The organism is Cytobacillus sp. MT66 (assembly GCF_058792595.1).
In genome coordinates this window covers 265,267-292,069 of the sequence record NZ_JBXAFB010000001.1, presented here as the reverse complement: position 1 = coordinate 292,069, position 26,803 = coordinate 265,267, and the positions used below count along the sequence as shown (strand labels likewise).

26 protein-coding genes are annotated in these 26,803 nt (G+C 40.1%); 5 read left to right on the top strand and 21 right to left on the bottom strand.

From position 1 onward, the window contains the following. The 9 genes from AC1Q59_RS01425 to AC1Q59_RS01385 all read right to left on the bottom strand — a co-directional run bounded on the left by AC1Q59_RS01425 (position 1) and on the right by AC1Q59_RS01385 (position 7,701). The gene (locus AC1Q59_RS01425) at positions 1-603 is read right to left on the bottom strand and encodes a flavin reductase family protein (protein ID WP_492363984.1); all 603 of its coding nucleotides are present in this window, start codon (positions 601-603) and stop codon (positions 1-3) included. A gap of 12 nt (positions 604-615) precedes the next feature. After that, positions 616-1,305 carry an ABC transporter ATP-binding protein gene (locus tag AC1Q59_RS01420; protein ID WP_492363983.1) on the bottom strand — a complete coding sequence of 230 codons (690 nt, stop codon included), beginning with the start codon at positions 1,303-1,305 and terminating at the stop codon, positions 616-618. A gap of 18 nt (positions 1,306-1,323) precedes the next feature. Further along, a complete protein-coding gene (locus AC1Q59_RS01415; RefSeq protein WP_492363982.1) occupies positions 1,324-2,076 on the bottom strand; it encodes an ABC transporter ATP-binding protein in 753 nt (250 codons plus the stop codon). Further along, positions 2,073-3,005, bottom strand: coding sequence for a branched-chain amino acid ABC transporter permease (locus AC1Q59_RS01410; protein WP_492363981.1), 933 nt, complete (start codon positions 3,003-3,005; stop codon positions 2,073-2,075). The genes AC1Q59_RS01415 and AC1Q59_RS01410 overlap by 4 nt, the downstream gene beginning before the upstream one ends. Positions 3,006-3,017: 12 nt before the next feature. Then, the gene (locus AC1Q59_RS01405; RefSeq protein ID WP_492363980.1) at positions 3,018-3,887 is read right to left on the bottom strand and encodes a branched-chain amino acid ABC transporter permease; all 870 of its coding nucleotides are present in this window, start codon (positions 3,885-3,887) and stop codon (positions 3,018-3,020) included. Between the two features lie 12 nt (positions 3,888-3,899). Further along, positions 3,900-5,105 (bottom strand): ABC transporter substrate-binding protein, encoded by a 1,206-nt coding sequence (locus AC1Q59_RS01400; RefSeq protein ID WP_492363979.1) that lies wholly within the window; start codon positions 5,103-5,105, stop codon positions 3,900-3,902. A 45-nt stretch (positions 5,106-5,150) separates the two neighbouring features. Next, complete coding sequence (locus tag AC1Q59_RS01395) at positions 5,151-5,603, bottom strand: MaoC/PaaZ C-terminal domain-containing protein (protein ID WP_492363978.1); 453 nt, start codon at positions 5,601-5,603, stop codon at positions 5,151-5,153. Between the two features lie 531 nt (positions 5,604-6,134). Further along, positions 6,135-6,938 carry an IclR family transcriptional regulator gene (locus tag AC1Q59_RS01390; protein ID WP_492363977.1) on the bottom strand — a complete coding sequence of 268 codons (804 nt, stop codon included), beginning with the start codon at positions 6,936-6,938 and terminating at the stop codon, positions 6,135-6,137. A 118-nt stretch (positions 6,939-7,056) separates the two neighbouring features. Beyond that, a complete protein-coding gene (locus tag AC1Q59_RS01385) occupies positions 7,057-7,701 on the bottom strand; it encodes a hypothetical protein (protein ID WP_492363976.1) in 645 nt (214 codons plus the stop codon). A 100-nt stretch (positions 7,702-7,801) separates the two neighbouring features. Here AC1Q59_RS01385 and AC1Q59_RS01380 point away from each other — a divergent pair, with 100 nt between their 5' ends. Continuing rightward, entirely contained in the window at positions 7,802-8,629 is an 828-nt protein-coding gene (locus AC1Q59_RS01380) for an MBL fold metallo-hydrolase (protein ID WP_492363975.1), read from the top strand. A 4-nt stretch (positions 8,630-8,633) separates the two neighbouring features. Here the strand turns inward: AC1Q59_RS01380 and AC1Q59_RS01375 are convergent, their stop codons facing one another. The 4 genes from AC1Q59_RS01375 to pepF all read right to left on the bottom strand — a co-directional run bounded on the left by AC1Q59_RS01375 (position 8,634) and on the right by pepF (position 13,610). Further along, on the bottom strand, positions 8,634-9,287 hold the full coding sequence (locus AC1Q59_RS01375; RefSeq protein ID WP_492363974.1) for an NUDIX hydrolase: 654 nt from the start codon (positions 9,285-9,287) through the stop codon (positions 8,634-8,636). A gap of 148 nt (positions 9,288-9,435) precedes the next feature. Further along, positions 9,436-10,671: a DUF438 domain-containing protein gene (locus AC1Q59_RS01370; RefSeq protein WP_492363973.1), complete on the bottom strand. Its 1,236-nt coding sequence runs from the start codon at positions 10,669-10,671 to the stop codon at positions 9,436-9,438. Positions 10,672-10,797: 126 nt separating this feature from the next. Next, entirely contained in the window at positions 10,798-11,793 is a 996-nt protein-coding gene (locus AC1Q59_RS01365; RefSeq protein ID WP_492363972.1) for an LLM class flavin-dependent oxidoreductase, read from the bottom strand. A gap of 29 nt (positions 11,794-11,822) precedes the next feature. After that, entirely contained in the window at positions 11,823-13,610 is a 1,788-nt protein-coding gene (gene pepF / locus AC1Q59_RS01360; RefSeq protein ID WP_492363971.1) for an oligoendopeptidase F, read from the bottom strand. A 343-nt stretch (positions 13,611-13,953) separates the two neighbouring features. Between pepF and AC1Q59_RS01355 the strand changes: the two genes are divergently transcribed. Continuing rightward, positions 13,954-14,676, top strand: coding sequence for a hypothetical protein (locus AC1Q59_RS01355; RefSeq protein WP_492363970.1), 723 nt, complete (start codon positions 13,954-13,956; stop codon positions 14,674-14,676). A gap of 542 nt (positions 14,677-15,218) precedes the next feature. Here the strand turns inward: AC1Q59_RS01355 and AC1Q59_RS01350 are convergent. Continuing rightward, positions 15,219-16,022 (bottom strand): RDD family protein, encoded by an 804-nt coding sequence (locus AC1Q59_RS01350; protein WP_492363969.1) that lies wholly within the window; start codon positions 16,020-16,022, stop codon positions 15,219-15,221. A gap of 147 nt (positions 16,023-16,169) precedes the next feature. Between AC1Q59_RS01350 and AC1Q59_RS01345 the strand changes: the two genes are divergently transcribed. Next, positions 16,170-17,150: a stage II sporulation protein M gene (locus tag AC1Q59_RS01345; RefSeq protein ID WP_492363968.1), complete on the top strand. Its 981-nt coding sequence runs from the start codon at positions 16,170-16,172 to the stop codon at positions 17,148-17,150. On the opposite strand, the gene AC1Q59_RS01340 is transcribed toward AC1Q59_RS01345, so the two are convergent. The 6 genes from AC1Q59_RS01340 to shc all read right to left on the bottom strand — a co-directional run bounded on the left by AC1Q59_RS01340 (position 17,128) and on the right by shc (position 24,104). Further along, positions 17,128-18,486, bottom strand: a complete 1,359-nt coding sequence (locus AC1Q59_RS01340) for a DUF58 domain-containing protein (protein ID WP_492363967.1) — start codon at positions 18,484-18,486, stop codon at positions 17,128-17,130. The genes AC1Q59_RS01345 and AC1Q59_RS01340 overlap by 23 nt on opposite strands. Beyond that, on the bottom strand, positions 18,437-19,366 hold the full coding sequence (locus AC1Q59_RS01335) for an AAA family ATPase (RefSeq protein WP_492363966.1): 930 nt from the start codon (positions 19,364-19,366) through the stop codon (positions 18,437-18,439). Before AC1Q59_RS01335 ends, AC1Q59_RS01340 begins: the two co-directional genes overlap by 50 nt. Continuing rightward, on the bottom strand, positions 19,363-20,502 hold the full coding sequence (locus AC1Q59_RS01330; RefSeq protein WP_492363965.1) for a DUF4350 domain-containing protein: 1,140 nt from the start codon (positions 20,500-20,502) through the stop codon (positions 19,363-19,365). Before AC1Q59_RS01330 ends, AC1Q59_RS01335 begins: the two co-directional genes overlap by 4 nt. 12 nt (positions 20,503-20,514) lie before the next feature. Continuing rightward, positions 20,515-21,153, bottom strand: a complete 639-nt coding sequence (locus AC1Q59_RS01325; RefSeq protein WP_492363964.1) for a DUF4129 domain-containing protein — start codon at positions 21,151-21,153, stop codon at positions 20,515-20,517. A gap of 1 nt (position 21,154) precedes the next feature. After that, positions 21,155-22,060, bottom strand: a complete 906-nt coding sequence (locus AC1Q59_RS01320) for a hypothetical protein (protein ID WP_492363963.1) — start codon at positions 22,058-22,060, stop codon at positions 21,155-21,157. A gap of 127 nt (positions 22,061-22,187) precedes the next feature. Beyond that, positions 22,188-24,104 (bottom strand): squalene--hopene cyclase, encoded by a 1,917-nt coding sequence (gene shc / locus AC1Q59_RS01315; protein WP_492363962.1) that lies wholly within the window; start codon positions 24,102-24,104, stop codon positions 22,188-22,190. Between the two features lie 84 nt (positions 24,105-24,188). Here shc and AC1Q59_RS01310 point away from each other — a divergent pair, with 84 nt between their 5' ends. Then, a complete protein-coding gene (locus tag AC1Q59_RS01310; protein ID WP_492363961.1) occupies positions 24,189-25,385 on the top strand; it encodes a DUF2515 family protein in 1,197 nt (398 codons plus the stop codon). Further along, on the top strand, positions 25,351-25,707 hold the full coding sequence (locus tag AC1Q59_RS01305) for a CBO0543 family protein (RefSeq protein ID WP_492363960.1): 357 nt from the start codon (positions 25,351-25,353) through the stop codon (positions 25,705-25,707). The genes AC1Q59_RS01310 and AC1Q59_RS01305 overlap by 35 nt, the downstream gene beginning before the upstream one ends. Before the next feature lie 38 nt (positions 25,708-25,745). On the opposite strand, the gene AC1Q59_RS01300 is transcribed toward AC1Q59_RS01305, so the two are convergent. Continuing rightward, positions 25,746-26,705: a threonine ammonia-lyase gene (locus tag AC1Q59_RS01300; protein WP_492363959.1), complete on the bottom strand. Its 960-nt coding sequence runs from the start codon at positions 26,703-26,705 to the stop codon at positions 25,746-25,748. Positions 26,706-26,803 lie beyond the last annotated feature (98 nt).

Genomic DNA, 26,803 nt, shown 5'->3' with positions numbered 1-26,803 from the left:
TTATAAACCACCTTTCTTTGGTCTCTTAATAATGATCCTATTTTCACAGGTTGAATATAGACTGCCTGCCAAGCGACCAATTGGATCAAGTTTATCTATATCAATCCGGTATCTTTCCAGTAACACATCGTCATTTACGTTAAATAAAATAACCTCACCAATAACGAGAGTATCCTTGCCTAATGGAAGAATCGTGTGAAGCTTACATTCCAGTTTTATCTTGGACTCATTTACACTTGGAGGTTTAACAACTTTACTAGGAGTCTCAGTTAACCTGGATACATTAAATTCATTCACTTCTGGAGCAAAATCTTCCGCAGTTATGTTTACTTTTTCAAGAAATGAGCGTGATATGATATTTGCGACAAATTCACTATTTTCTTGGATATTTCGCAGGGTATCTTTTGGTCCGTTTGTACCAGGCTGCAAACTAAAGGCAACCATTGGCGGACTGGATGATACACAGTTGAAAAAACTAAAAGGGGCTAGATTAGGTCCTTCCCTTCCTACAGTAGAGATAAAACCAAGGGGTCTTGGAAGGACGCTCCCAGTTAGTAATTTATAAACCTCCCTTTCCGTAATCTCAGAAGGATTAATTTGCACCCGCATCACTCCTTACATTAAATGCCATAGCTCTTCAGAATCAACTTCGCCTGATGCAAACTCTTTAATAACCGCCCCTCTGCTCATAACATAGGTTCGATTTGCAATCTCTAATACTTTATTTATGTTTTGCTCAACGACAATAATGCTAACGCCGAATTCCTGATTGATTGTCACAATTTGTTCCATTATTTTATCAACCAGATTAGGCTGAATTCCTACGGATGGTTCATCTAATAATAAGTAACTCGGATTAGACATTAGTCCAATTCCTAAGGCAACCATCTGGCGCTGCCCGCCGCTCATCGTTCCAACCAGCTGTTTTTTACGTTCTGAAAGTATTGGGAATAGTTCGAAAATGGCTTCCCTAGTAAACTTACTATTCCCTTTAACAACTTCAGCACCTAGTTCAAGATTTTCTTCAACAGTAAGATTTGAAAATACATTATTTGACTGTGGTACAAGACATATTCCTTTGCTGACAATTTCTGTTGTGGGCTTATTAGAAATAATTTCTCCGTTAAAGGAAACGGTTCCAGCATTAGGCTGGCGAATGCCAACAACCGTTTCTAATGTTGTACTTTTACCTGCTCCGTTATGGCCAATAAGTGCAATGATTTCCCCTTCATTTACTTGAAGAGAGACTCCCTGCAGAATACTTTTAGAACCAATAGAAACTTGTAAGTCATCTATTTGCAGCATTAATATACCCCCTATGAGCTAACCTCCAAAATATATATTACGCAGGTCCTTGTTTTTAGCTAATTCCTTTGGATGTCCTTCTGCAATAGGCTCCCCTTGATGCAAAAAGATAATTTTATCGGCTATTTCACTAATAAGTGAAACGTTATGTTCAACTATTAGGATCGTTTTCCCTTTATTAATTAAGTCTCGAATAAGTTCTATAAACCTAGCCAATGACGTAGGGTCTAGACCAGAAGTTGGCTCATCCAGTAAGAGTAATTCCGCTTCTGTTGCAAGAAGTCTGGCAATAATTAGTAATTTTTGCTCAGCATAGGATAAACTCCCTGCCATTTCGTTCTCTTTCCCCTTAAGGCCGACATAATTTAAAATATCCAGGGATTTTTGTATGTTCTCCTTCTCCTCTTTTCTTACTTGATCTGGTCTGAATAGAGAAAGAAGAGGTGATTCTGCATATTTACTTGGACAAGCTAGAATAATATTTTCTAATATAGTCATTTCCGACAAAGCCCTTACATCTTGAAAAGATCTAGCCAGCCCTAATTTAACGCGCTGGTGGGGAAGGAGTTTTGTAACATCTTTACCCTTAAAATGAACGGTACCACCGTCAGACTTTAAAGCTCCGGTAATAAGATTAAATATAGTCGTTTTTCCTGCACCATTTGGTCCGATTAATCCAATTATTTTCCCCTTTTCAACATTAAAGGTACAATTTTTGACTGCCTGTAAACCGCCAAAACGCTTTTCTATTGAATCTAGCTGAAGTATCATGCCTTTTCCTCCTCTCCTATCACGGCAGCTGTATCCTTTTCATCTGGTATTACCTGTATGCTTGACTTTGGGGTAGCTCCGAAAATTCCTTGAGGTCTTACGATCATAAAGACAATCATTAATAATCCATATAAAACTTGACGAATGGGAGCGGCATGAGAATCTGAAATCGGCAGGAGTTTTAATAGCTCCGGCAGTCCCAATAGGATAATAGTACCGACTGTTACACCTTTCCAAGAGCCTAATCCGCCCAAGATAACTAATGTGGTAATAAATACAGATTCATGAACAGTAAAACTGTTTGGATTAACATAGGTTACATATCCTGCATATAAGGAACCAGCCACTGCAGCAACACATCCAGAAAGAACTGTTGCTACAATTTTTGCGCGTTTCGGGTCCTTTCCAAGGGACATGACAACAGACTCATCTTCTTTTACCGCACGGAGGACTCTTCCGAATCCAGTCTTTGTTACTGATATTAAAAATAATAAAACCAATACAGTTAAAACTACTGATAAAATTAAATAGGCAATATCTGAGCCAACAACAAATCCGAAAAACTCTGGCCGAGGGATCCTTTGGATTCCGGCAGATCCGTTTGTGATATCTGTTAGATTCATAAAGAAGGAAAACAAAAGCATTTGCATTCCAAATGAAGCGACCACAAAGTAGTCACCTGACACACCTAGCGATGGAATAGCCATTATTGCACTTGCGATACCCGCAACGATAATTGCGCCAATTAATGCAAAGATAAAATTAAAGTTGAACTGGGTTTGCAGGATGGCTGCAGTGTAGGCACCAACCCCAAATATCGCTCCTTGTGCCATTGAAAATATACCTGTATATCCCATTAAGATGTTAAGGGAAGCGGCTAAAATCACATAGATACTTGCAATAATCGCAAACCCGATAACGATTTCCAAATGATATCCCTCCTATGCTCGCTGACCAAATAAGCCTCTTGGTCTCACCATAATCATTATTAGGAAAATGACAAAAATAACAGCAGACTGCCAATGCGGCTCAACGTGAAGGACTGATAGGTTAAAGAACATGCCTACGAAAAGGGCAGCAATCCAGCCTCCGACAAAACTTCCAATTCCGCCCATTATTACAGCCATCATACTTATAATAACTAACTCCAGGCCTCTACCTGATAGTGCACCAGCATCTATCGTTATATAGCAAGCTGGAATGGCGACAAGAGCAGAACCAACGGCATAGCAAATCATATTTATTTTTTTAATAGAGATCCCTACAATTTGCGAAAGGTATGGGTTTACTGCCACCGCCCGTATTAATCTTCCTGTTTTCGTTTTAAGCATAAAGAATTGAAGACCTAATAAAACGATAATTCCAACGATGACAAAGATTAATTGTGCTAGGGTAATAGTTCCGTTAAAAATTGTAATAATTTTATACATACTTTCAGATTCTACAGCTTGTGGAGTCGCTGAAAAAATTGCCTGAAAACCATTTTCAATAACTGCAAGTGTTCCTAGCGCTGCAATAAACAGAGTCATCATTGTTCCGCCACGTTTAAGTACCTGATCATAAATCCCCCTATAAATGCCAATTCCTGCCAATGCAGCAATCAACACTGCAAGGATCAGACTGCCTATTATAGGTATATTAAGAAGGCTAACAAATATAAAAAGGGTATACCCTGCCAGGGTAAAAACCCCGGCATGGGCAATATGGAAGTGGCGAGTAGTGCTAAAAATTATTCCGAACCCAGTGGCAATCAAGGCATATTCTACAGTTAATATGACACCTTGGAGGAATAATTGCCAAAAAATGTCCATTTATCCACACTCCTAATATTCTTTAATAATTTGTGTACTCTGGTCTTTAATAACAGCAATATTGACGGGTCTTATTGATGTTCCATCATCATTGAACTCAATCGAACCACTGATACTATCAAACTTTTTAATTTCAGAAATGGCCTTTTTAAGCGCATCTCCATCTGTTCCATATCCTTTTTCGACTGCATACTCATAGGCTTCTTTGAAGACCATAACAGAATCGTAATAGGTGACATTGAAGAGCTGGGCCATTTCGGTATTATATTTTTTACTGAATCTGTCCATCCATTCCTTTTCAGGATCTAAAGCTAATTGCGAGTAAATGATTCCCTGTCCATTCGGGCTCTTAATTAGGTCCTCAAAAATAACCCACGATGTAACAAGAATTTGTTGTTTTAATCCAAGCTCACGAATTTGGTCAATAATCATCTTTGCATCTTGGTCATAAGAAGCAATATAAATTGCATCTGCGTTTGAGCTTTTAGCTTTTAAAATAATGGATCGGAAATTTGTTTCTCCAACTCTATGAGTTGCACTGCCAACTACTTTTCCTCCATTACTTTCAAATTGCTCTGTGAATTTTTCGAGTCCTGAATGCCCGGCATCTTCATCATTGTGGATAATAAAGGCCGTTTTAATATTTCCTTCTTCAGCAGCATACTTTGCGAGTACATCAACTTCATGACCTAAAAGTGGAATCGTATTAAAGAGATAGGGACTCGCTCCTGCAAGCGCATCACTTTGTGCACCGCCGTTAACTAACGTCATCTTGCCGCGTTCTGCAACAGGAAGAATAGCAAGCGTCGCACTGCTGTAGGTTGTAAGGGCAAAGCTATATCCTTTTGCTGTAAGGTTCTGTGCTGCCAAAACAGATGCCTTCGGGTCCCCTTTTCCATCCTGATAATCAACTACTAGCTGTTTTCCGTTAACCCCGCCTGCATTATTGATATCTTCAACAGCAAAATCAATTCCCATTTTCATATTTTCTCCAGTAGTTGCTCCAGGTCCGGTTAATGGCAGTATGGCTCCAATTGTAATAGAATCCCCGTCATCTTTATTTCCTGTATCTTCTGCCTTTTCAGCTTCATTGTTGCTATTACTATTGCTGCTATTGCTATTATTGCTGCTAGAATTGCTGCTAGATTGCTGGTTACCGCAAGCTGAAAGGATAATAAGCAAAACAATTACTAATATCGGAATAATTTTCCTTTTCATATTTGTTCCTCCTAAATTTAATGGCTTTAGTAAAACAATGTATGGTTACAGGGTATTACGCCTTAAGACCATAGCAGGAATTTCTCCTTTTTGAATAACTTCATTGTTTTGGTTAATAAGCTCATAATAACGGCCGATAATTCCTGCTTTTGGATTAGAATTTGAAAGCCTCTTTTCTGTTATTTGAAACCTTACATGAACGGTATCACCTACAAATAGCGGTTTGAGAAATTTCCAGTTATTAATTCCAAGCATGGCGATAACCCTTTCAAAAACACCAGAGCGTGTCATTAACCCTGTAACTACAGAGACACCCAGCATCCCATGACATAACCTTTGTCCAAAGACCGTTGTTTTGGCAAATTCCTCATTGGTATGAAGTTCACTTAAATCCCCTGATATCCCAGTAAATAAAACAAGATCGGTTTCAGTAATTGTTCGTCCAGGTGTAGTAAAGGTCATTCCTTCTTCAAAATCTTCGTAATACAGCCCTTCCATAAATGATCCCTCCATTGTTTAATTCAAAATTGACTTATTGTAATTTACCTAAATCTGAAAATTCTGATAAATTTCGACATACTTTTCTTATTTTTGCATTTTCATATTATGTTCGGTGTGTGAAAGCACTAAATATTTATGAGGTGAAAACAATTCTTCTAAAAAATTGGTGTTAATCCCGGAGCTAGAAATATGAGATCTTTTAGTGGTATATCCTTTTTGAAAGAAATCATTGAGGCATTTTATTACGTTATAAATAATCATCATTCATTTCTCATAGCAGTATCCCCCATTAAATAGTCTTGTAAATACTTTTAAGGTTATCAATTTTGAAAGCGTTTTTACCTGAGTAAAATTTTATATAAGAAAAAAGATTTTGTCAATAAAAAGTATGAAAATTTAGATTATTAAATATATGTATTTTCTTTGTTGATTTTTTTCTGACGATAAAAAAAATCCCCTCTTTTCTGGATGAGAAATGCATAGTCTATCCAAAATAATAGGAGATTCTTAGGAGTATTGTTTAATAGGTTAATTGGGATACGCCCCGTTTAGCTTTAAACTTATTTCATTAGCCGTATTTTTAATTAAAACCCCTAGCTTATCGATGTCCTTTTGCTCGAATTGTGCGGTCATGCCAATAAGAGAGATAACCATATCCACACTTTCATCATTATTGAAGATCGGTGCAGAAATCCCGACGACCCCTTCAATATACTCACCAAAGGTTGTTGAGTATCCCTTCTCACGGATCAGCGGAAATTCCTCAAGAAGCTCTTGGATTTCTTTTTCTGTTAATGGACGTAATTTATGGTGTGTTCGAAGGAGCTCTTCCGCTTCGTCGTCGTTCATATAGGCCAATAAACATTTTCCGTACGAACCGTCAACAACGGAAAAGTGTCTTCCAACTGATACATTGATCCCAAACTCTTCGCCTTCGGCTTTGGCTATAATAGTGGAGCGGCTTTGGCCAATCCTGCTGACCAGAAATGAAGTCAAGCCTGTCTGTTCTGATAGGGCTTCAAGATAAGGAATGATAACCGAAATATCAAACTGATTTTCCTTCGCTCTTTCTCCCAGGACTACAAGATACGGTCCAAGGCTGTAGCGCTTGGAGCTTTTATCAAAACGAACAATGGAAAGCTCCTCTAACTTTTGCAGGATCCGATAGCAGGTAGTCGGGGTCAGTGAAAGCGCTTTAGCTATTTCAGTTAAGTTGCTTTTACTGAATTTCTTGCGACTTAATAGAGTTAAAATACGAAAAGCACTGTCAACGGCTGGAACATTGTATTTTCGTTTTCCCTTGCCTTCAGTCTCTTTTGCTTTATTTTCCATTTGCCCCTCCTTTAAAGATGTGCTATTTTAGAATTATTTGAATTTATTTTATATAGGGAAATGATTTTTGTCAATGAAAATATTTTTTACCAGTAAAAAAACCACAGTTTCCTGTGGTTTAAGTATTTTTAATAGTTAATAGGTAGTTTTGGCACCTTTTTGCTGTTAACTCAGGCCCAGTCAAAATAGGAATAGAACAGTTCACCTGTTGAGCCACATGAGCCATGCTGTATTGCGATAAAACAATCACATCCCCCCCGCTCTCTGCCTCACGGATCATTCCCTGAATGAGCTGATCGTGTTCAGACTGTTTGCCCTGTTTCATAAGTTGAAGTGCTTGAGTATTGACAAAAGATTTTACCTGGATATTCTTATTTTTTTCAAATAAATAATTTTGCAAGGCTATTGGAGTAGCTTCAACTGTTGAAATAAGACTGATATTTTTATAGACTAGTGCTTCATCCAGCATGGCTTCATCTGAGCGAAAAATTTTTGCCGTATGTAAAGGCTGTAATACTTTGGCCAAATCATTAAAAGCTGAACAGGTCAGCTGAATAATATCAGCATCTGATTCAGCAGCAGTACCGAGGAGTTTTGAAAATCTCCTGATGATTGCCGGTGTAATCTCCCCGCCCTCCTGTACCATCTTTAATAAGCCAGTATCCATAAAATGAAGCAGCTCAATCTCAGGCGCTACCCTTAAAAAGGCGTGTTCGATGGGCTTAACTGACTCGGTCATTGCGTGAATTAAGGCTATTTTCATAGATACGCCTCCTTTTTCAGAAAATTATAGAGGATTTTCCCGAATCATGCTGAATAAGTTTAGAACGAGTATTTCTTTACGACATGAAAGGATGAGTTTGTTGAAAACAATTAAGGTAATACGTGTGCCCATTCCTTCACCTACATTGTGGCCGCATACGACAACCAATAGCTACTTAATAGGAAATGAGCATGAAAGTATTCTTGTGGATGCTGCCTATGATCAGCAGGTAACAAGAACAGAATTGGATCGTGTCATAAGGGAAAATCAGCTTGCCCTTCCAAAACTGATTATTCTAACACATTCACATAGAGACCACGCACCAGGCGTCCGTCAATTGGTGGATTGGAATTCAAAACCAGCCATTTATTGTCATGAGGAAGAAAAAAATGGGATTTTGGCAGCTATCTCCCCTCTCCAGGAATTATCATATCTTCAAGATCTTGAAGCCATTACAATAGCAGATACAGAAATCCTTGGCATGCACACCCCTGGACATACGCCTGGCCATTTAAGCCTGTATATCCCGTCTGAGGAAATTCTGATTTCAGGCGATAATATCGTTGCGAAGGGTACAACATGGATTGGCCCGCCTGATGGAGATATGGCAGACTATATGACAACATTAAAACGTTTAAAAAGCTTAAAGCTTAAAAAAATTGGTCCAGGGCATGGTGATTGGGTGGACAGCCCATATGAACACATTGATTTTGTGCTAAATCGCCGCAATGAAAGAGAAAAGCAAATTCTTTCATTGTTAAAAGAACATGGTCCACTTGGGCCAGACCGCCTGACGGAAATGATTTATAAAGATACCATTCACCCTAGCGTATTCCCTGTTGCTGCAAAGACGACTGAGGCCCATCTGATAAAGTTAGCGAAAGATGGCATGGTACACAAACAAGATGAAGATTACCTTCTGAAATAAAGAATTACCAGCTGCTTTCCGGCATCATTAGCGGGAAGCCTTTTTTGTTTTGTTCAATTGTTCTTAGAGATAAAATCGTCGGCCGGGCCATTGGCATTTCGCCATTTTCGAAGGCTGTGATTGCCTCGTGCGGTTCAATCCAAAAGGCTTCGTCTATTTCATTAGGGTCTGGCAGCGGTGTTTGTTCCTTGGGAAGTGTGGCGATAAAAAAGCGAGTATCGTAGCGATATGGTCTTTCCTTAGGTGTAATCCGGTGCCCAAAATATTTCAGGCTGTCTAAATTTAGATAGATGTCTTCCTCTGCTAGTAAATCTAGAAAACTAATTTTTCCTTGAACAAGCTTGCTTCGGTATTCCCATGCTTTCTCATGATTTATTTGAGCGGGGAAACCATCATAGCTTTCGGCAAGCAATATACCAACCTCCTCAAAAAGTTCTCTTGCTGCCGCAATATAATGACCAATACTAAAGTCTATATCTTTTGGACAGTTATGAATATAGGAACTATCTTTAATTTCATCTGATACGTCCACTTGTCCGCCGGGAAAAACGTAAAAACCGCCTAAAAACTTCATCGTTTTTGGCCGTTTCGTCATGTACACTTTTGATTGATGATCCATTAAAATTACCGTTGACGCAGGTTTTGGAATGACTGGCACTGTATGTCCCACCTTTTGATTTTTCATATACTAAAAATTTTTATTAAATAGTTATTCAATATGGATCGCAGATATCCTTTAATTTTAATTTTGAAAAACGAAGATGAGGTAAAAAAAGACAGGGCTGCATTGGCAGCCCTGATAATTATTAAGATAATATTCTTTTTTCACCGGTAATTTCTTTAATAGGACCGATATTTTGCGTAAATTCAATCGTCCCGATGTATTTGCCGTTTTCATCACGAACAGCAAAATAGCGAATGTAGACAAATTTGCCGCGAACCTGAATCCAGAAATCTTCGCTATCCTTTTTCCCTGATTTGAAGTCGTTTAATAGGTCTTCGACAACATGCACGCTTCTTGGCGGGTGACAGTTTTGCACAGTACGCCCAATTACAGCTTTTGTTCGGGCAAAGATTCTTTCCTTGCCGTGAGAGAAATAGCGCACAACATCATCATGATCAATGAAGGTTATATCGACTGGCAGATGATTTAAGACAAGTTCCAGCTGCTTTAAGGAAAGAATTCCTGTTTCCATTTTAATAAAACCTTCAGAAATGGCTTTTTCGCCAATTGGCATTCTTTCAGGCTTCCATACTTCTGTTGGACTTGTGAGACAAAAGCCGATTTCGTCGCTTTCATGAGCAATTTTTACCCATTCGTCCTCTGTCAAATTTTTCAAGGCCATTGGGAAAAGAATGTTTTCCTCCCTGTAAATCATGTCAATCACTTCATTCATGACAAAACTCATAATATGTGTGATTTCCTGTTTGTTAGCAGAATCTGGATAATTGGTTAATTTCTGCTTAGCTTCTTTGATTGCATCGCGGATAAAATCATCAATTCTCCACATATTGTTTGTTGGCCCATATATGCCGTATTTCTCTAAAAATGGGAAAATCAGATTTTCCTTTCTGCTGTAATGCTTATCGATATCAAGAAGAAGATTGCAATCTTCAAGGAGCTTAAGAACATTTTCAGAAGAATCTTCTTTAACAAATGCATCTAAATGACCCTTTACCTTGGTATCAATAAGGTTTTCCAGTGCACGATTTTCCAGTTTGAACGTATGGACCGGGTGGCCTGGCTCATCTTCTGGTCTTTGGTGTCTTTCTGGCTGTTCAATCGATCCTCTAAATATTTCAGTATGGGCTGAATAGGTCCGCTGCAATTCTGCCAGCGGAATGTCAAACTCCTCAAAAAGATCATGCTGCAGCTGAGTAATTTCATCAATGGTTACTTTTCCGATAAAGGCATCAAAATGTGCCTTAAGCTCATGCACGTTTTTGCCATTATGTAGATCAAGAAAAATCTGTTTCAGTTTCGCGCTACGGTCAGTATTTCTAAAGGTTTGATGCTCTCTATTATTAATGATTTCACTCATAATGGATCCTCCTTCAAATTGCCAATGGCCAAATAACTTATACATAAAGTACCATGTAATCCTAAAAGGGATTGTGATGCCCATCACGAGTTATATAAAAAATGGAACAGCTATATTGCTGTTCCATTAAGAAAGTACTTCTTCTGCTATTAATTTGTACGACTGTATTTTGTCTTTGAAATCATGTGTGATAGTCACAATCATGATTTCATCTGCATGGCAATCATCCTGAATCTGGACGAGTCTTTCCTTGACTTGTTGTGGATTACCAATCAGTATTTTTTCTTTCATTTTTAAAATCTTTTCTTTCTCCAGATCGTTTAACACATAGTTTTTTGCTTCTTCAAAGGATGGCACTCGGCTTCCCTCGCCTTTTCCTTTTTGGATAGACCAGATAAGCGAGCTTAGGGCAATTTCTTCAGCTTTTTCTTGCGTTTCCCCGCAGAAAGCAGAAATCGTAATGATCACCTGGGGTTTTTGCCCATCTTTTCTTGGTTTAAAGTTTTCTCTATATTGGCCAATGATTTCTGCCCCGTCTTTGTCGCTCATAAACTGCCCAAATGCATAGTTCATCCCATTTTCCGCTGCAAGAATAGCACTTTTTTTACTCGTGCCCAGGAGCCACGTAACAGCAGGAACAGGCGGCAGCGGAGAAGCTTGCACCTTTGAAAATAAATGCCCCTCTGGAAAATCATTTTCTAAAAAATGAAGCAAATCGCTGACAAGCTCAGGCATTTTCCATACCCTTTGCAAAAAGTTCCCCGAGAGCGCTTCGGTTGCTTCCGCTGAACCTCCAGGTGCCCGGCCAATGCCAAGATCCATCCGTCCTGGAAATAGAGTGGCAAGCATGTTGTAAACTTCAGCAACCTTATAGGGACTGTAATGCGGCAGCAAAACCGCCCCAGCCCCAAGGCGGATCGTTGATGTGTGTGCGCCAATATAGCTGAGCATAACTTCTGGTGCGGAGCATGCCAGACCAGACAAATCATGATGCTCTGCAATCCAATATCTTGTGTACCCTAGCTTTTCACCTGCCTGGGCAAGCTTCATGGATTGTAACAGGGCATCCTGGGCTGTTTGGTTAGAAGATATAGGTGATTGATCTAAAATACTAATTTTCAATGTACTGCCCTTCTTTCCATACTGGCTCTTTACAGCTTTGAAAATTCCTCAACAAGCTCGCCAAAACGCTTGAGTGCATTTTCAATTGGGTCTGGGGTGGTCAGATCAACACCAGTTTTCTTCAAAAGTTCAAGCGGGTAATCGCTGCTTCCGCTTTTTAGAAATTCCAGATAGGATTCCAGTGTCTTCTGATCACCCTCAAGGATCTTTGTTGCTAGATGGATCGCAGAAGCAAATCCTGTCGCATATTTGTACACATAAAATGGCCGGTAGAAATGGGGAATACGTGACCAGCCGTATTTTACCTCGTCATCGAATACGACCTCATCACCGTGGTACTCCCTGAACAATCCTTCATAAATACTGCTGAATACCTCAACATTTAACGGTGCTCCTTTTTCGGCAAGCTCATGTGTTTTCTTTTCAAACTCAGCAAACATCACCTGTGTAAAGAATGTCCCCTTGAACTGGTCAATAAAATGATTAAGCAGATGCTTTTTCATATCAGGGTCCTTCTCGTTGTTCAGCAGATAGTTGATTAAAAGTACTTCATTCACAGTAGAAGCTACCTCAGCGACAAAAATACTGTAGCGAGCGGTAATTTGCGGCTGGTATTTGGAGCTTAAACTGCTGTGAACGCCGTGGCCGCATTCGTGGACAAGAGTGAATAAGCTATCAAGATCGTCCCGATGGTTTAATAAAATATAAGGGTGAACCCCGTATACGCCAAGATTGTAAGCGCCTGACCTTTTCCCAGGAGTTTCTCTAACATCCAAATATCGTTCCTCTTTAAATTGTTTTAAAATATTGACGTAGTCCTCACCAAGCGGAGCCAGCGCTTTTAACATGGTTTCAAATGCTTCTTCATAAGAAATGTCTGGTTTCACGCCCTTTACAAGCGGCACATTTAAGTCATATTGTCGCAGCTCCTCAAGACCCAGTTTTTCTTTACGAATCTTAATATATTGATACATTGGTTCGATATTGTCTTTTGTTGTCTGGATTAAATTTTCATAGACTTCCTTTGGAACTTTGTCGCCAAACAACCCTTTTTCCAGTGCTGACGGATAGTGGCGAAGCTTCGACATCGTCACATTATTTTTTATAGCCGCTGACAGCGTGGAGGCAATCGAGTTTTTTAGTTGGACATACGGCTGGTAATAAGCTTTATACGCTTCCCTGCGTTTATCCCGATTCTCATCCTCCATCAGTTTGGAATACATTCCCCTAGTCAGTTCAACTTTTTCCCCATCACCATTTGTGACATCGCCAAATTTAATATCTGCATTATTGATCATGCTGAAGGTATGGCTTGGAGCGGATAATGCTTCGCCAAGATTAGAAAGAATTTCTTCTTGTTCTTTGCTTAGGACATGCGGCTTATAGCGGAACGACTCCCATAGGTCTTCAGCAAAATAATCCAGCTTTTTCTCCTCTTCTATGTATGCTTTTAAGGTAGGTTCTTCGAGACTTAACAGATAGGGCATGAAAAAGGACCCTGCTGCACTTACCTTTACATTGACGCTTTTAACTTGATCAAGCAAGGATTGGGAGCTTGTCACTCTTGTGTCCTCATCTGCCTTCAGCATTGCATAGGCAAATGCTTTATTTAGATGATAGGAAAGCTTTTCGCTTATTTCCAGATATTGGTACAATGAATGCCCATCATGGATGTTTCCGTCAAAGCTTTTTAATTCTTCAGCTAATTTTTCAACCAGCTTAATATCCTCTTCCCATTTGCTGACATCAGCATAGATATCTTCTAAATTCCATTTCTCTTGAACAGGCACCTCTTCACGGCTTTTGTATGTTTTCATTGTAAAATCCCTCCTTAGTTTATAGGCTCCCCAATTTTCATTAGCATGGAAGACTCTGCTAAATTTGGCCGTTGATTTCCGCTCCAGGCGCTTCGCTTTCCGGGGGGCATTTTGCGAGCCTCCTCGTCACATCCGTTCCTGCGCACGTCTCGCTTCAACGCTGATCCCCCAGGAGTCTACGCGCCTTCCGCTCCAATCAACTAAGCGCTTAAAACATTAAGCTTAAACACAGCCATTTTATAAAAGCATATGCAGAAAAACTTTCAAAATGGAGTTTTTATAGGGATAATGTTAAACTACCCATATCAAAAATGCTAATATGACGCTGCAGGAGTGTGAAAAAATGTCCGGTATTGCCTATCTCCCTCCCGAGGGTGAATATGAACTGTTTACAGATGAGGCCCATTATGCTGATAAGCTGAAAGAATGGGGCTTAGCTTCGAAAAAGCAATTTTTATATAAAGAAAATCATCTTCAATTTCAAGTAACGATTAAAGGCTATCAGGTGTATGGAAAAAATGAAGAGCAAAATACGATTGTTATAGAATTTTCAGATGGTCAATTAACGTGTATCCATCCTGCTTATTTAAAAGAAATGCAAGCAGCAAGCTTTGGCAAAGGTACTTTTGCCGAGGCCCAAGATATTCCGGCCGCATCCTCTGAGGAAAAGCTTGAAAGTGAAAAGCCGGCTCCTGTTAAAAAAGAACCAGCCAAGAAAAAAGAGAAGCCCGCCAAGCTTGTGCTTCCAGAAGAAAAAGTTCATTTTACGGGAACGGTAAAACAATTCGCATTAAGCTGGAATAATTTTAATGAAGAAAATGATGAAGTAGTTGTATTGGAAAATGTAATCATCCATGAAGAAGAATCGATCGAGGTAGGCCTTGCCTGGTGTTCGCACTCAAAAACATTAAAAAAGTTCGAGCTAACTCCAGGAGATGAATTGGAATTTGACGGAAAGATCGTTAAAAAGAAGCTCCCAAAAGGAAAAGATGCTGATGAGGAATTCATCATTGAAGAACCAGTGCCATATAAAATAAATAATCCATCAAAAATCAAAAAAGGTTAATTTGGACAGTATTAAAGAGATTTTAGCTAAAGCTGTCAGAACAAGGTTTGCATTCTGACAGCTTTCAGGCAATTCCAGTTAAAGCAGTCAGAACAAGGGCTGCATTCTGACTGCTTTCAAGTAATTCCAGCAAAAGCAGTCAGAAACAAGGGCTGCATTCTGACAGCTTTCAAGTAATTCCAGTTAAAGCATTCAGAACAACGGTTCTATTCTGACAGCTTTCAAGAATTCCAGTTAAAGCAGTCAGAACAAGGATATCATTCTGACAGCTTTCAAGTAATTCCAGCTAAAGCAGTCAGAACAAGGGCTGCATTCTGACTGCTTTCAAACAATTCGATCTAAAGTAGTCAGAACAAGGGTTCTATTCTGACGGCTTTCAAGCAATTCCAGTTAAAGCAGTCAGAACAAGGGTCGCATTCTGACAGCTATAAAAGCAATTCCACCCAAAGCTGTCAGAATCAGAAGTCCATTACGATATTTTTGCGAATCCATCATTCACGATTTCTCACTTGCCCACCCATTCTCCAAAAAGACAAGCCAACTTACAACTCAAACTCCCACTCATCCTTCAAATGCAAATAAATCACAAACAGGGCATTCTCCATATCATAAAAATTCTTCCCAGACATCTCAATATCGAATTTTGGGAAAAGGATTTCTGCGATTTCCCTTGTCAGCTGATTTTTTTCCAGTTCCGGCAGCTGCATGATTCGGCTGCAGTATGTTTTGATGAGGTTCCATTCTTTTGCTCCCATAGCCTTGAGTTTCCATTCATCAATAACAAGGTCTTCTTTTGTTAAATGGCGCTTTTCGATTTCCTTTTCAAAAGGCGTAAGCTTCTTTTTCCTTTTCGATTTACGTTCATGGACGACAATCGTCCCTGCGACAAGATCCCCGATCCGCTTATGCTTGGAATGAAAAAAGATCATGAGGATGCCGAGGAAGTAGCTGGCTGGCAAGGAATCGATAATTCGCAGAAAATTGCGGATAAAACTCGACAAAAGAGTAATGCTGTGGCCGTTTTCCTGTATGACCCTTATCCCCAAAAGTTTTTTGCCAATGGTTCGCCCGCCTTGAAAATATTCAAACGCAAAAAAATAACCCCAGTTGAGGATGAACAAGACAATAATAGCCATTCCGAATACGAAGGAATCAGAAATGGCCCAGACAAAGATATTTTCCGCTCCTGCCATGATTAAAAATAAGGTAAATAAAATGACAATGTTTGCTGTCATGAGTAAAATTTGATCAATAATAAAAGCTGCGGTCCGGCTTCCAAGACCGGCCAGCTGAAATTGAAGTGATACATATTCAGGTGTTTTAATGCCAACTTTCTCCTGATTCATTAGTTTCCCCCTTTTCTTAAAAATATCGAAAACTGTCTACCTACAGGCGCTAGGCCTTTCGCTTTTCTAATGATTTTCTCACAGCTGTTTCTATTTTTCTACAAAATTACTATAATTAGGATGAAGAATCGAAAGAGAGGTTCCAAAATGAATGTAAAGCAATTTGTTAAACAGCACCGCGAAAATTGGAAGCAGCTTGAAACATTAAGTGCCGCTCTTCAGAAGCGCAGAAGCACGATTACTGGTGAAGACATAACTCAATTTCATCAGCTTTATCAAAAGGCATCGCAAAATCTTTCCTATAGTCAGACGTATTTCCCTGAGGCTGAAGTTACCCATTATTTAAATGCCATTGTGTCGAAATCCCATAATCTTTTGTACAAAAATCAGATGACCAGCATGATGCAAATCCGGCACTTTTTCGGAACTAAGTTTGTCGCCCTGCTGCTTGAACAATGGAAATTTATTATCGCTGCCATGCTTCTCTTTTTTGTTGGCGGGGCTGGGAGCTTTATATCGGTTGCGGGTGACCCGCTTCATATTTATTCCATTCTGCCAGCAGACATTGCACAAGGTGTTGACCCGGAAAAGCTCGGCAGCAGTGATGGTGCAGTTGATTCTTCGTTAATGTCTGCAAGTATCATGACAAATAATATTCAAGTGGCCATATTGGCCTTTGCCGGTGGTGTTACCTTTGGCATCCTAACTGTGTATTTACTAATCTATAACGGAATCATTATCGGTGCACTTGCTGCACTATTTTGGCATCATGGAAAAACCTATGATTTCTGGGCATATATTGTCCCTCATGGAATGATTGAGCTTACAGCCATCTTTATTGCCGGTGGCGCGGGACTGCTTATGGGCTATAAGCTCTTTGTACCAGGTAATTTATCCAGGGGCTATCAATTGAAGGTGCAGGCAAAGCGCTCTGTTCAGCTGCTGCTTGGGACAATTCCTTTATTTGTTATCGCTGGGATCATTGAGGGCTTTATCACGCCTGCTGCCATCTCTCTTGAAGCTAAGTATTTCGTTGCCTTTGTTACTGTGATTGGATTGATCTTATACATGATTGCTGGCGGCCTTTCTCATAGGAAAGGAACATCTACAGCAAATTACGATTCATAATATCAATATAATGTGAGACGGCAGCTGCTGCTAGTCTTTCTTCCCTGGCCTCTATTAACTGGAGGCCTTGTTTTTCCCATTTGAGTTTTTCCTTTTTTTTGAGTAAAATTTGCTGCTGGGCCATGCTTTTGATCATAGCTTTTTCAACCGTGCTTGGCTCCTCTTTTATCCTCTTTGTAATCGTTTCATCCTCTATCCCGACCATGAGAAACAAATGTCTTTGCCGAATCCGTTTTAAATAAATGAGTGCGCCCTCTTCATGTAAAAATGTACGGACATCGCTAAATAATAGGATGAGACTCCGTTTTTTTTGCATGGTTTCCAAGTAATGAAAAACAGCTGCGTAATTGGATTCGGCTGCATCCACCCCAAGGCTGTAAATAGACTGCAAGATTGTCTGTAAATGGCCCATCCCCTTGCCAGGCGGGACAAAAGCTTTTATCTCTTTTGAAAAAGCAATAACCGCGACATAGTCCCCCTTTTGCAACGCAGCTGCGGCAACCGTTAACGCAGCCTCCAGTGACTTTTCCAGACGATTTCCCTTTTTGAGCTCAGCTCCCATCATTCGCCCGCAGTCAAGTAAAATTGTAATATGTTTTCCATGTTCGGGTTCAAACTCATTTGTCATGACTTCACGAAGCTTTGCTGTTTGGCGCCAGTTAATCTTCCGCGGGTCATCGCCAATAACATAGCTTCTAATCTTAGCAAAATCTCCTGCACCCGTTTGATGCTTGCGGATTTTTGTTCCTTCATACATTAAAAATTGCTGTGCATTTTCTAAATACTGTTTCGTTTCCGTTAAATCAGGTATTACCTTTACCTTGTTCTGAATTTCAAGTGTTATCTGCTTTTCCCACAATCCCAATATACTAGTGTAGCGGAAATAGAGCTTTTTTATAACGTATTCTCCTCTGACAGATGCCGCAGTTTCATAGACAGTATTTATCTCGGAATCATTTCTCACCTTGCCGTTAAAAGGAAAGGGCCTGTTAAAGCTTTGCGGAAGGCCGTCCAGCAGCCGGAAGGAAAAGGAATAGGCAGAAATATTTCTGATGGTGATCTTTACAGAGTAAGAGATTCCCCTCTCCATTTCCTCCGGCATCGTTCGAATTAATTTGATCTGGCTTTTTCGCGGTGACAATAGCAGGTCAATCAGGCTGGCTGATAGGATCAACACGTTTACGGCAGCCGCGGTTTGCCAGGTAATCCCGAAAAAGCTTGCCCCCATCAAGGCAAGAGAAAGTAAACCGAAAATATACAGCAGCCTTTTTGTCGGCAGAATCCCTCTATCTTGGAACAGGAACCGACCCCACAAGCTCTTCAATAACTTGGTCAATGGCTGCTCCCTCCAATTCTGCGTGCGGAGATAGTTGTATTCGGTGTCTTAAAGCAGGTTTGGCTACCATTTTTATATCATCCGGTGTTACATAATCACGGCCTGACAGATACGCCCACGCCCTGGCTGCTTTACTAATGGAAATCGCAGCTCTCGTGCTGGCGCCAAAGCGAATGGCATCTGACTCCCGCGTCTTTCTGACAATTTTCATTGTATAGTCAATGATACTATCACTTATGGTGATGCCCGCAATTTCATTTTTAATTTTAATAAATGCTTCCAAGTTTAGGACCGCTGAAGCCTTCTCTGCCATCATGTTGGCTTCCAATTGCTGTTTAAGGACATTTTTTTCTTCATCAAACGAAGGAAAGTCAATTTTTAGCTTAAATAAAAACCGGTCCTGCTGTGCTTCAGGCAGCGGATAGGTTCCCTCAAATTCAATCGGGTTTTGTGTGGCTACAACAAAAAAGACCTCCGGCAATGGAAAGGTTTCCCCTTGAATGGTTACTTGCTTTTCCTCCATCGCTTCTAATAATGCAGCCTGGGTTTTTGCTGGAGTCCGATTAATTTCATCAGCAAGAAGAATATTTGTAAAAACTGGCCCTTTCAGAGTTTGAAAAGAACTGTCCTTCATGTTGTAAATGACGCTTCCTGTAATATCACTAGGCAATAAATCAGGGGTAAATTGGATCCGATGAAAATCTCCATCTAACAAATTGGCTAGTGTTCTCACCATTTGCGTTTTTCCGGTTCCCGGGACCCCCTCTAAAAGAACATGTCCTCCTGACAGGATAGCTGACAGCAGCAATCGTAAATTTTTGCTTTGGCCCAGGATTCGCTGCTCATATTTATTCAATAATGAATTTAATTCTGCGTTCATTCTTCCTCCGCCTCTCTCCTTAATTGATCAAGCTTAATCGACCATAATTGATACTCTTTTTTATTCATGGCTGGTTTTTGAAGCATCTGTTCAAGCCCTAGCAGAAACTCTTTTATTTCTGCTGGAGATTTGCTCTGCCGTTGTTTTTCTAATAAAGGTGCCATATCCTGCCAGCTTTTGCTGTATGGCATGCCAAAACGTTCCTGCAGCAGCAGCTTGACATAATCATTTTGAATGATCAAAGAATCATGATACCTGCGGCCTTTGATAAACCATGAGGCTAATGCTCGAATGCCTTCGTCGCTGAATCGGACAGATTCCTCTCTTGGTGTATAGATAGGCCCAAAGCGCTTCCCTTGTATCCACAGCCATAGAAGGATAAAGATTGCTCCTTGAATCATTAAAAGCAAGAACCACATTGGATATAGGTTTGTGACTGACGATGCGTTTTCTCCTGAATGTATATATTCATCGAACAGCACCGTTTCAAAATCTGCAGTATTTACCAGATAGACTATGGCATTCAAATGTTCATAGTTTAAGATTTTACCATTTTTAACCCACTGAGGCGCAGCAGATACTATCAAGTTCCCCTGATCCACTGGTCTGCCTAGGGCGATTGGCCCGCCAACATCATCGAGAAGGATCTGATCACCCCTGTTTGGTACAAGTCTGATTACAGAGGAATATTCCGTTTTATAAGATTTTCCCTCTTGATTTTTAATACGCACAGGCTGATCTTGATCTTCCTTCCGATCTATAAAATCAGTATGTACATCAAACATCCCGTTAGGATTTTCCATTAAAAGCAGGATGGTGTTGCCAGCCTTCATAAAATCTATGTACGCTGCCATTTCCTTGCTATCCGGGATAAAATGAGGCTCAGCCATGATAAGCAGGCTGGTTTTTCTATCATGCGGGAGCAATGATGGCCGATGTGTCCACCTCTTGACATCCGAAGCATTTTCTAAATAGGTATAAAATCCTTTAATACCAGATGGCGAGGGAGAATCGGACACATACGATGGATACGGCTTTGGTTCAGGGGAGAAAGAAAAATAGCTGACAGCCATAAATAGTATGATAAGTAGTAGAAGACCAATCCATGGCCATTTCTTTAAGATTGGATTACGCAATTGATTCCCCCCTTACCCTTCGGCTGGCTCTTCTGATTTAGATAGCCATTGCATGGCCTGCTGGCTGAACGAAATGTATTCCTCTTTGGCAACTTGATGATTGCCGTATGCGGCTTCGTCGAATAATAAAGCTAAATGGAAAAACTGCTCGGCCCAATTCTGATCAACTTTGCTTAGCTCATCATAATAATCCCAATTCGTTTTCCATATTCGTGCGGCCAGCCATTCCTTTTCATGAAAATAAAGGAGGAGTGCTAAAAACATATGGCGGGTAGCCATTGTGTACTCTTCTATATTTTCACACCTTTTCGCTTCAGATAGATGGTCCGCATAGGTCCAATGCTTATTTTGCGACTGCAAAGGATTTTTGTTATAGAGCATGCGATTTCTTTTGTAATTACGTGCAAGTCGCAATGCTAATAGCCCTAATATAATAACAGCGATCAAAATGAGGCCAATGAGCAGGATGCTGGCCGTCCCGCTCGAAGGTTCAAATGCTGGGAAAAGCTTTTCGAGCTGCTGAGCCAGCCATTCCTTGGCTTTTTCCCACCATATCTGTAAGAAATTTTGCGGCTGGTCATAATACACCTGATATTCTTTTTGGTTCAAGATGTCTTTAAGCTCGACTCTTGCCTGCTGGTCATTTAGCATATTAATCACCAATTTTTTTATAGTCTTCAATCATGTCCTTTAAATCGTCGGCATCATGGCGGATTTTTAAATCAAAGTACATCACGCCATAGCCCACAGAAAATATCATCCCTGTAAACAGGGTTACTAGATTAATAATCATGGTAAATAGCACACTGTTCCCTAAGGCTATGCTAAAGGTTGCTTCAGCAGCAAAGCTAATGCTGGAAATGATTAAAAAGAATAGAATGTAAAGACCCATAAGGATCCATGTGCGCCCTTTGCTCAATCTCCAGCTTCTTGATAGTCCTGGGGCCTCACGGTCAATGACAACCGAACCGAAATAGAAGCTCCATCTTGTCAATAAAAAGCCAATGCCAACAGCAAAACCTAAAAATAGAAGGATTGCAAGAATAATGCCGACTGCTGGATGAAGCACAGCACCAATAACCCCTGCTAAACTAACAAAAAGAACAGGAATGATTATAAGCCCAAAGGTAATGATCCCGAACAAAATACTGCTGCCAATAATCGGCCAAAAGCGCGAAAAGGCTTTTTTAATCACAGAGCTGACTGTGAAGTCTTCATTTTTTCGAATATGATTCATGGCAAATAGAATGGCCGCCTCAGCTACTGGCATAAAAATGAGGGTTAATAATCCGACAGCAATTATACCTAAATCAGCCCCAATGTTTGTGCTTGTTTCATCAAAGCTGGAAAAAATCTGCTCATACCAAACACCGCCCTCGCCAAGCTCTCTAAAAAAGCTGACACCGGAGAACAGCTGAATCATAGCTTGGAGCAAATAGATAGGGCCCACCAATATTATAAGAATCATAAAAAAGTCTTTAAAGTGATTTTTTCCTAAACTAAAGGTGTGATCTAATATTTCACCAAATCCTTTTGGCTTATTAAACTTTTGATCCAATGTAAAATCCTCCTAAAATTAAATAAATATTTATTAATATCGCCTATTCTAACATTAATAGGCATCTGTTTGTGGGATTATTTGTAAAATATTTATAAAAATGGGTTCACTTTTTGCAGGATACATTCTATAAATCTTTTTCTAGATTAGCAGGTATTGAGATGTTTGTCAGGAACTTCTTTTGATAATGAGAAAGCGCCAGTAAAGGGAAAATATAGCGATAGCTGTGATAATGGATATAAAAGTCTCCTGCCATTCCCTGGCCTTTAGGGTAATCAGTTGTCCAATCCTCCCTGTCTAAATTCTCAAGCAAGTAGGTAATTCCGGCATTTATTTCATTTGAAAGCTTTTGTTCAGCAGCTATTAAGGCATCTACTGCCCATGCGGTGTGGGTGAGTGTGCTTACTTTTAGCGGAATGTACCTGCCCTCTTTGTCACTTCTGCACGATTCGCCCCAGCCTCCATCGTTATTTTGGATGCTTTTCAGCCAGGAAATGGCTTTGCTGATTGTTCGATGATTTGGTAACATGCCAGCCCCTTTTAGGCCAGTGACGGCCGCCCAAGTTCCATAGATATAGCAAATTCCCCAGCGTCCATACCAGGAACCGTCTTTTTCTTGATTTTTCATGAGCCAGCGGATTCCCTGCTTCATTGCCGGATGATCCTTGTTTAAGTTTGTGAAATTCCCCAGAAATTCGAGCGTTCTGCCAGTTAAATCGGCTGAGGAAGGGTCAGTGAGAAGGTATTTTGCTTTTTCGATTGGCAGCAGTTCAAGCAGCGCACTATCCGTTTCTTTTTCGAAAGCCGGCCATCCGCCGTCACTATTTTGCATGGATAATACCCATTGAACGCCTCTTTCCCATGATTGATAGAAACCTAATTCCTTTGGGACATTTCTAGCAATGGATCTTAGGGAAGCGGTAGTATCGTCTACATCAGGATGGATGGTATTTTCGTCTGCAAACCCCCATCCGCCTGGAAGTGTATAAGGATTGTGGATGGTCCAGTCACCATACTTATAATGCTGCTTTCGCAATAAATAGCTGTTGGCCTTTTTAACTATGGAATCATCTGGTGAAAGGCCTGATTCCTGAAGAGCATATCCGATAAGGGAAGTATTCCATACATTAGCTGTTGTATATTGCATATGGGTATGACCATTGATCTCACATCTCATAGCCATAAGCCCTTTTACCGCGTTTGAAATCACGGGATGTGTTTTAGAATACCCAACAGATAATAAAGCAAAAATCATTAGAAATGTCGAGCTGAAATAACCAAATAAGGTGCCATCAGGCTCAATCCGGGCAAGAATGTATTGCTTAGCTTGTTCGGTTGCCTGTCTATGAATCTTGCTTGGCATGCCGAGTAAACTTTTTATCCCTTTTTCAAAAGATGAAAATAAAGCACGCCATTGCCTCTCGTCACGAAGAAAATTCCAGTCTTCCCCTCTGCTGTTATACAACTCGGATAAATCAGGGCTCATCTTTGTTCTTACCTGAAACCTGCGGTCAGCTAATATCATGATTGGCGCCATATTAACTCTGCCAAATTCTGAGAAACTATAAAAATTTATGGGAAAATAAGTTGGAAGCAGGATGATTTCTAATGGAATGGGAAAAAACAGCGGCCACTTTGTCTGACCGGTCATGGCCAGCATCAATTGCGTGAACATTTGCGATTTTTCAGCCCCGCCGTTTTTTAGGATAAAGCGTTTTGCTGCACTCAGCCGAGGGTCATCTTTTTTATACATTTTCGAATACAGCAAGGCATAATAGGCCTCAACAGTGGCAGATAAATTTCCGTCACCTTCATCAAAAAACAGCCTCCATGCCCCATTATTCAATTGTCTGCTAAGAATCCTTTCCGTGAGTTCGCTAATGAACTTTTCATCATTTATTTCCAAGGATCTTAATAAAATGATCATATAACAATCGGTGGAAATGCCTGTTTCAAAAGGATATGCCCAAGAACCATCCGGGGTTTGATCCTTTCTAAGAATGCCAATCAAATGGTCTATGCCTTCTGTGATGCTTTTGCTCATGATCCTCATTCCTCTCTCGGTTGTGTGCCTATACAACTACCATATTCACGCATGAACCTGAGAATTCATTGAGGGGTTGATCCAATGATTTTCCCATTTATTCATAAGTTTAAAAAGCCTCTTCCGGAGTCTCTAATTAGATTAAGAAAAGAATTAAAGAAAAAATCACAAGGCTCTGTGAAGAAATCAAAACTTTCCCCTTATGAGAATGAGTTAATCAGACAGATTCAATCAAGGACAAGTCAGTTGAATAAAAACAATGTGACGAGAACGAAAGCCTATCTGTACTTTTTTCTCCGCTTTCCCGAAATTCACTGGGCGTTTTTAGGGCATATGGTTTCGCGTAATGGCGGGTGGAATATGACAGATCTAAAAGGTGCGCTTTTATCAAGATTGCTTACAAAAAAAGAAGCGCATGCTTTTTTTACTTTTTTGGAGCGGGGAAATTGGCTTATCTTTCAGGATGCCTTTGTGCAGTTTTTAATCTATGAAGAAAGTGTAAAAAGCCGGAAAGCTCTTTTTCATCTTCTGCCTTATTTTGGTGTCTCTATTTTTATGGAAACAATCTGGAATGATTTTTGGAATAGCAAGGACTGCTATCTTTTAACGATGGCGCTTGTCATCAATGAGCAAAGCTATCTGGAATCGAGGGTATTAAATAACCCAGTTTTTCAGGAGAAGGTTTTTAACACGCTTGAATTTATGCTTCAGGATTTGTTATCTATGAATCATATTCTTTTTCCATTTGCCGCAGATGGCCATATAAAACTAACAGGTCAGACACTTCATCATTTTGAAAATCTGCATGAACGGATTTTGCTCGGTAAGCGGCTTTATGCCGTTTTATTTGGCAATAAGGATCGGCTGGAAGCAGTGAAGTCCTGGGCAATGCAGCATCCTCACACAGGCTCAAGAAAAGATTATTGGCCCCACCTATTTTCAGAAATTGAAAACGAGCTTCCGGGAAGACGATTAAATCCTAGAATAAGAGATTGTAACCTTTTGCCAGGCTCTTCAAAAATATATAGTCCAAAATTAGAATTTGCCTGGAAGGACCAGCTTCAAAAACCGGCAGAAGCTGGGGATTGGTATCAATCCGAGGATGTCATCCATTATTTAATTAAAACTAATCATAATGTTGATGGAGAGATTAAAAATGACTATTGCAGAACCCTCGAAAGACTTGAACTCGCAGCGGCCGCAAAAGAAGCTTTCTTATTTAGAAATGAAGGCGCTGCTTACAGCGATGATTCTCGCATCGTTGATAGGCACTTATCTTGATCTTTATTTTGTTGGAATCGGGATGTATTCTTTCACTGTTCGGCCATGGGCGGACATCTTTTCGGTAAATATACTGTTTACCTTAATTGGTCTGCCTATTTTAATGCTAATTTTCCTGGCTATTTCCGAGTGGCTTCAGCGGTGGTACAGAGCCGGTTTTATTTTACTTGTAAGTCTTAGCATGGCTGTGGCGGAGAAACTCGCAGAAACTTTGGGGCTAATGACGCATGTGGAAGCATGGAGGCATTCTTATACCTTTATTGGCTATCTTATATTTTTAAGCGTCATTTATTTATTTTATAAATTAATGAAAGATTCATAAGGAAAGAGCGTTCCGTTTGGCGGAACGCTCTTTATCTATTATTTTTGCGTATCGACAATAAAATTTGACAATTTATCAATGTCCACATTTCCGCCAGAAATGACAGCAGCGACTTTCTTCCCTTCAAATGGCAATTTATGAAACATCGCTGCAGCAATGGTCGTTGCACTGGATGGTTCAATCATTTGCTTCATCCGTTCAAGGACAAAACTGAATGCCTTTTTAATTTCATCTTCACTGATAAGGATGATATCGTCCAAATATTTCATAAGCACAGGGAAGGTTAGGTCACCGGGCTGATTTGTCCGTAATCCATCTGCTATCGTTGTTGTCCCAGGTATTGAGGTAATCTGTTTATTTTGAAAGGACAAATATGTATCATTGGCCAATTCAGGCTCAACACCAATCACTTTAATTTTCGGCTTGCTTTCTTTAATAGCTGTTAATATCCCAGAAATTAGACCGCCGCCACCGATTGGAACAATGACTGCGTCCAAATCATCTAGTTGATCTAAAATTTCAAGACCAACTGTGCCTTGGCCAGCCATAATATAAGGGTCATCATAAGGTGGAATATATACACCCTCTTCAAGTCTTGCAATCTCTTTTGCCCGAGGCAGGCGCTCGGCAGATGTCAAGCCGCATCTTTCTATTTTACCGTTGTAGCCTTTGATGGCGTTTTCTTTACAGAAGCTTACATCTTCAGGTACAACAATGGTTGCAGGTACATTGAACTTATTTGCGATATAGGCAACCGCTTGCCCGTGATTGCCGGATGATGCGGCGGTAACATATTTTGCTCCTTCATTGACAGCTTGGATGACTTTATTGGCTGCTCCTCGAATTTTGAAAGAACCCGTTTTTTGCAAGTGCTCTGACTTCAGAAAAATCTCATTCCCGCAAATGTCTGATAGCTGTTCCGAATGTAGGATCGGTGTAACATGTGTGATCCCTGAAATTCTTTCCCTGGCAGCCTGTACGTCCTTTAATGATATCATCTAAAAACCCCCCAGAAACTGTATGTATGATCTTGCTTTACAAATTCTATCCTGTGACGGAAAAATCCTGCATCAATTACATGCTCTTTGCCAAAGTA